Annotated in this window: 2 tRNA genes and 2 rRNA genes; all 4 read left to right on the top strand. The window is 49.7% G+C overall.

The window, feature by feature from the left end:
• Positions 1-7: 7 nt before the first annotated feature.
• The 4 genes from QM818_RS08865 to QM818_RS08850 all read left to right on the top strand — a co-directional run bounded on the left by QM818_RS08865 (position 8) and on the right by QM818_RS08850 (position 5,019).
• Positions 8-79, top strand: a tRNA-Glu gene (locus QM818_RS08865).
• A gap of 244 nt (positions 80-323) precedes the next feature.
• Positions 324-1,869 (top strand): 16S ribosomal RNA (locus QM818_RS08860).
• Between the two features lie 51 nt (positions 1,870-1,920).
• A tRNA-Ala gene (locus QM818_RS08855) sits at positions 1,921-1,993 on the top strand.
• Positions 1,994-2,117: 124 nt separating this feature from the next.
• Positions 2,118-5,019: ribosomal RNA gene (locus QM818_RS08850) — 23S ribosomal RNA — on the top strand.
• Together the 16S and 23S rRNA genes with 2 tRNA genes alongside form the textbook arrangement of a ribosomal RNA operon.
• Positions 5,020-5,053: the final 34 nt, after the last annotated feature.

Below are 5,053 nucleotides of genomic sequence, written 5' to 3'. Positions count from 1 at the left end.
CAACTCTGGTCCGTTGGTCAAGGGGTTAAGACACCGCCTTTTCACGGCGGTAACACGGGTTCGAATCCCGTACGGACTATGGTATGTTGCGGTTGAGGCACTTGATGAAAAAAGATTTAAAAAAGTTTCAAAAAAGTGTTGACAAGCGAAAGCAACTGTGATATACTAATATAGTTGTCACTTGAGAGAAGTGAGTGACAAAGACCTTTGAAAACTGAACAAGACGAACCAATGTGCAGGGCACTACAACAATTGTTGTAGTACTGAACAATGAAAAAAAACAATAAATCTGTCAGTGACAGAAATGAGTGAGAACTCAAACTTTTAATGAGAGTTTGATCCTGGCTCAGGACGAACGCTGGCGGCGTGCCTAATACATGCAAGTAGAACGCTGAAGGAGGAGCTTGCTTCTCTGGATGAGTTGCGAACGGGTGAGTAACGCGTAGGTAACCTGCCTGGTAGCGGGGGATAACTATTGGAAACGATAGCTAATACCGCATAATAGTAGATGTTGCATGACATTTGCTTAAAAGGTGCAATTGCATCACTACCAGATGGACCTGCGTTGTATTAGCTAGTTGGTGGGGTAACGGCTCACCAAGGCGACGATACATAGCCGACCTGAGAGGGTGATCGGCCACACTGGGACTGAGACACGGCCCAGACTCCTACGGGAGGCAGCAGTAGGGAATCTTCGGCAATGGACGGAAGTCTGACCGAGCAACGCCGCGTGAGTGAAGAAGGTTTTCGGATCGTAAAGCTCTGTTGTAAGAGAAGAACGAGTGTGAGAGTGGAAAGTTCACACTGTGACGGTATCTTACCAGAAAGGGACGGCTAACTACGTGCCAGCAGCCGCGGTAATACGTAGGTCCCGAGCGTTGTCCGGATTTATTGGGCGTAAAGCGAGCGCAGGCGGTTAGATAAGTCTGAAGTTAAAGGCTGTGGCTTAACCATAGTACGCTTTGGAAACTGTTTAACTTGAGTGCAAGAGGGGAGAGTGGAATTCCATGTGTAGCGGTGAAATGCGTAGATATATGGAGGAACACCGGTGGCGAAAGCGGCTCTCTGGCTTGTAACTGACGCTGAGGCTCGAAAGCGTGGGGAGCAAACAGGATTAGATACCCTGGTAGTCCACGCCGTAAACGATGAGTGCTAGGTGTTAGACCCTTTCCGGGGTTTAGTGCCGTAGCTAACGCATTAAGCACTCCGCCTGGGGAGTACGACCGCAAGGTTGAAACTCAAAGGAATTGACGGGGGCCCGCACAAGCGGTGGAGCATGTGGTTTAATTCGAAGCAACGCGAAGAACCTTACCAGGTCTTGACATCCCTCTGACCGCTCTAGAGATAGAGTTTTCCTTCGGGACAGAGGTGACAGGTGGTGCATGGTTGTCGTCAGCTCGTGTCGTGAGATGTTGGGTTAAGTCCCGCAACGAGCGCAACCCCTATTGTTAGTTGCCATCATTCAGTTGGGCACTCTAGCGAGACTGCCGGTAATAAACCGGAGGAAGGTGGGGATGACGTCAAATCATCATGCCCCTTATGACCTGGGCTACACACGTGCTACAATGGCTGGTACAACGAGTCGCAAGCCGGTGACGGCAAGCTAATCTCTTAAAGCCAGTCTCAGTTCGGATTGTAGGCTGCAACTCGCCTACATGAAGTCGGAATCGCTAGTAATCGCGGATCAGCACGCCGCGGTGAATACGTTCCCGGGCCTTGTACACACCGCCCGTCACACCACGAGAGTTTGTAACACCCGAAGTCGGTGAGGTAACCGTAAGGAGCCAGCCGCCTAAGGTGGGATAGATGATTGGGGTGAAGTCGTAACAAGGTAGCCGTATCGGAAGGTGCGGCTGGATCACCTCCTTTCTAAGGATAAGGAACTGCGCATTGGTCTTGTTTAGTCTTGAGAGGTCTTGTGGGGCCTTAGCTCAGCTGGGAGAGCGCCTGCTTTGCACGCAGGAGGTCAGCGGTTCGATCCCGCTAGGCTCCATTGGTGAGAGATCGCCAAGTAATGCACATTGAAAATTGAATATCTATATCAAATAGTAACAAGAAAATAAACCGAAAACGCTGTAGTATTAATAAGAGTTTATGACTGAAAGGTCAGAAAATAAGGTTAAGTTAATAAGGGCGCACGGTGGATGCCTTGGCACTAGGAGCCGAAGAAGGACGTGACAAACGACGATATGCCTTGGGTAGCTGTAAGTAAGCGATGATCCAGGGATTTCCGAATGGGGGAACCCAACAGGTACTACCTGTTACCCGCATCTGTTAAGGATGTGAGGAGGAAGACGCAGTGAACTGAAACATCTAAGTAGCTGCAGGAAGAGAAAGCAAAAGCGATTGCCTTAGTAGCGGCGAGCGAAACGGCAGAAGGGCAAACCGAAGAGTTTACTCTTCGGGGTTGTAGGACTGCAATGTGGACTCAAAGATTATAGAAGAATGATTTGGGAAGATCAGCCAAAGAGAGTAATAGCCTCGTATTTAAAATAGTCTTTGTACCTAGCAGTATCCTGAGTACGGCGGGACACGTGAAATCCCGTCGGAATCTGGGAGGACCATCTCCCAACCCTAAATACTCCCTAGTGACCGATAGTGAACCAGTACCGTGAGGGAAAGGTGAAAAGCACCCCGGGAGGGGAGTGAAATAGAACCTGAAACCGTGTGCCTACAACAAGTTCGAGCCCGTTAATGGGTGAGAGCGTGCCTTTTGTAGAATGAACCGGCGAGTTACGTTATGATGCGAGGTTAAGTTGAAGAGACGGAGCCGTAGGGAAACCGAGTCTGAATAGGGCGAATTAGTATCATGACGTAGACCCGAAACCATGTGACCTACCCATGAGCAGGTTGAAGGTGCGGTAAGACGCACTGGAGGACCGAACCAGGGCACGTTGAAAAGTGCTTGGATGACTTGTGGGTAGCGGAGAAATTCCAAACGAACTTGGAGATAGCTGGTTCTCTCCGAAATAGCTTTAGGGCTAGCGTCGACATTAGAGATTCTTGGAGGTAGAGCACTGTTTGGGTGAGGGGTCCATCCCGGATTACCAATCTCAGATAAACTCCGAATGCCAATGAATTATGGTCGGCAGTCAGACTGCGAGTGCTAAGATCCGTAGTCGAAAGGGAAACAGCCCAGACCACCAGCTAAGGTCCCAAAATAATTGTTAAGTGGAAAAGGATGTGGGGTTGCACAGACAACTAGGATGTTAGCTTAGAAGCAGCTATTCATTCAAAGAGTGCGTAATAGCTCACTAGTCGAGTGACCCTGCGCCGAAAATGTACCGGGGCTAAAACAATTTACCGAAGCTGTGGATACCTTTATAGGTATGGTAGGAGAGCGTTCTATGTGTGAAGAAGGTGTACCGTGAGGAGTGCTGGAACGCATAGAAGTGAGAATGCCGGTATGAGTAGCGAAAGACAGGTGAGAATCCTGTCCACCGTAAGACTAAGGTTTCCAGGGGAAGGCTCGTCCGCCCTGGGTTAGTCGGGACCTAAGGAGAGACCGAAAGGTGTATCCGATGGACAACAGGTTGATATTCCTGTACTAGAGTATGTAGTGATGGAGGGACGCAGTAGGCTAACTAAAGCAGACGATTGGAAGTGTCTGTCTAAGCAGTGAGGTGTGAACTGAGTCAAATGCTTAGTTCTATAACATTGAGCTGTGATGGGGAGCGAAGTTTAGTAGCGAAGTTAGTGACGTCACACTGCCAAGAAAAGCTTCTAGCGTTTAAACATACTCTACCCGTACCGCAAACCGACACAGGTAGTCGAGGCGAGTAGCCTCAGGTGAGCGAGAGAACTCTCGTTAAGGAACTCGGCAAAATGACCCCGTAACTTCGGGAGAAGGGGTGCTGACTTTAAGTCAGCCGCAGTGAATAGGCCCAAGCAACTGTTTATCAAAAACACAGCTCTCTGCTAAATCGTAAGATGATGTATAGGGGGTGACGCCTGCCCGGTGCTGGAAGGTTAAGAGGAGTGCTTAGCGTAAGCGAAGGTATGAATTGAAGCCCCAGTAAACGGCGGCCGTAACTATAACGGTCCTAAGGTAGCGAAATTCCTTGTCGGGTAAGTTCCGACCCGCACGAAAGGCGTAATGATTTGGGCACTGTCTCAACGAGAGACTCGGTGAAATTTTAGTACCTGTGAAGATGCAGGTTACCCGCGACAGGACGGAAAGACCCCATGGAGCTTTACTGCAGTTTGATATTGAGTGTCTGTACCACATGTACAGGATAGGTAGGAGTCTATGAGATCGGGACGCCAGTTTCGAAGGAGACGTTGTTGGGATACTACCCTTGTGTTATGGCCACTCTAACCCGGATAGGTGATCCCTATCGGAGACAGTGTCTGACGGGCAGTTTGACTGGGGCGGTCGCCTCCTAAAAGGTAACGGAGGCGCCCAAAGGTTCCCTCAGAATGGTTGGAAATCATTCGCAGAGTGTAAAGGTATAAGGGAGCTTGACTGCGAGAGCTACAACTCGAGCAGGGACGAAAGTCGGGCTTAGTGATCCGGTGGTTCCGTATGGAAGGGCCATCGCTCAACGGATAAAAGCTACCCTGGGGATAACAGGCTTATCTCCCCCAAGAGTTCACATCGACGGGGAGGTTTGGCACCTCGATGTCGGCTCGTCGCATCCTGGGGCTGTAGTCGGTCCCAAGGGTTGGGCTGTTCGCCCATTAAAGCGGCACGCGAGCTGGGTTCAGAACGTCGTGAGACAGTTCGGTCCCTATCCGTCGCGGGCGTAGGAAATTTGAGAGGATCTGCTCCTAGTACGAGAGGACCAGAGTGGACTTACCGCTGGTGTACCAGTTGTCTTGCCAAAGGCATCGCTGGGTAGCTATGTAGGGAAGGGATAAACGCTGAAAGCATCTAAGTGTGAAACCCACCTCAAGATGAGATTTCCCATGATTTTATATCAGTAAGAGCCCTGAGAGATGATCAGGTAGATAGGTTAGAAGTGGAAGTGTGGCGACACATGTAGCGGACTAATACTAATAGCTCGAGGACTTATCCAAAGTAACTGAGAATATGAAAGCGAACGGTTTTCTT

The sequence above is a fragment of the Streptococcus mitis genome (genome assembly GCF_047464035.1).
In the GTDB taxonomy this organism is placed as follows: Bacteria; Bacillota; Bacilli; order Lactobacillales; family Streptococcaceae; genus Streptococcus; species Streptococcus mitis_DX.
The sequence above is the reverse complement of the archived record's forward strand: the minus strand, read 5'-3'. Positions and strand labels throughout refer to the sequence as shown.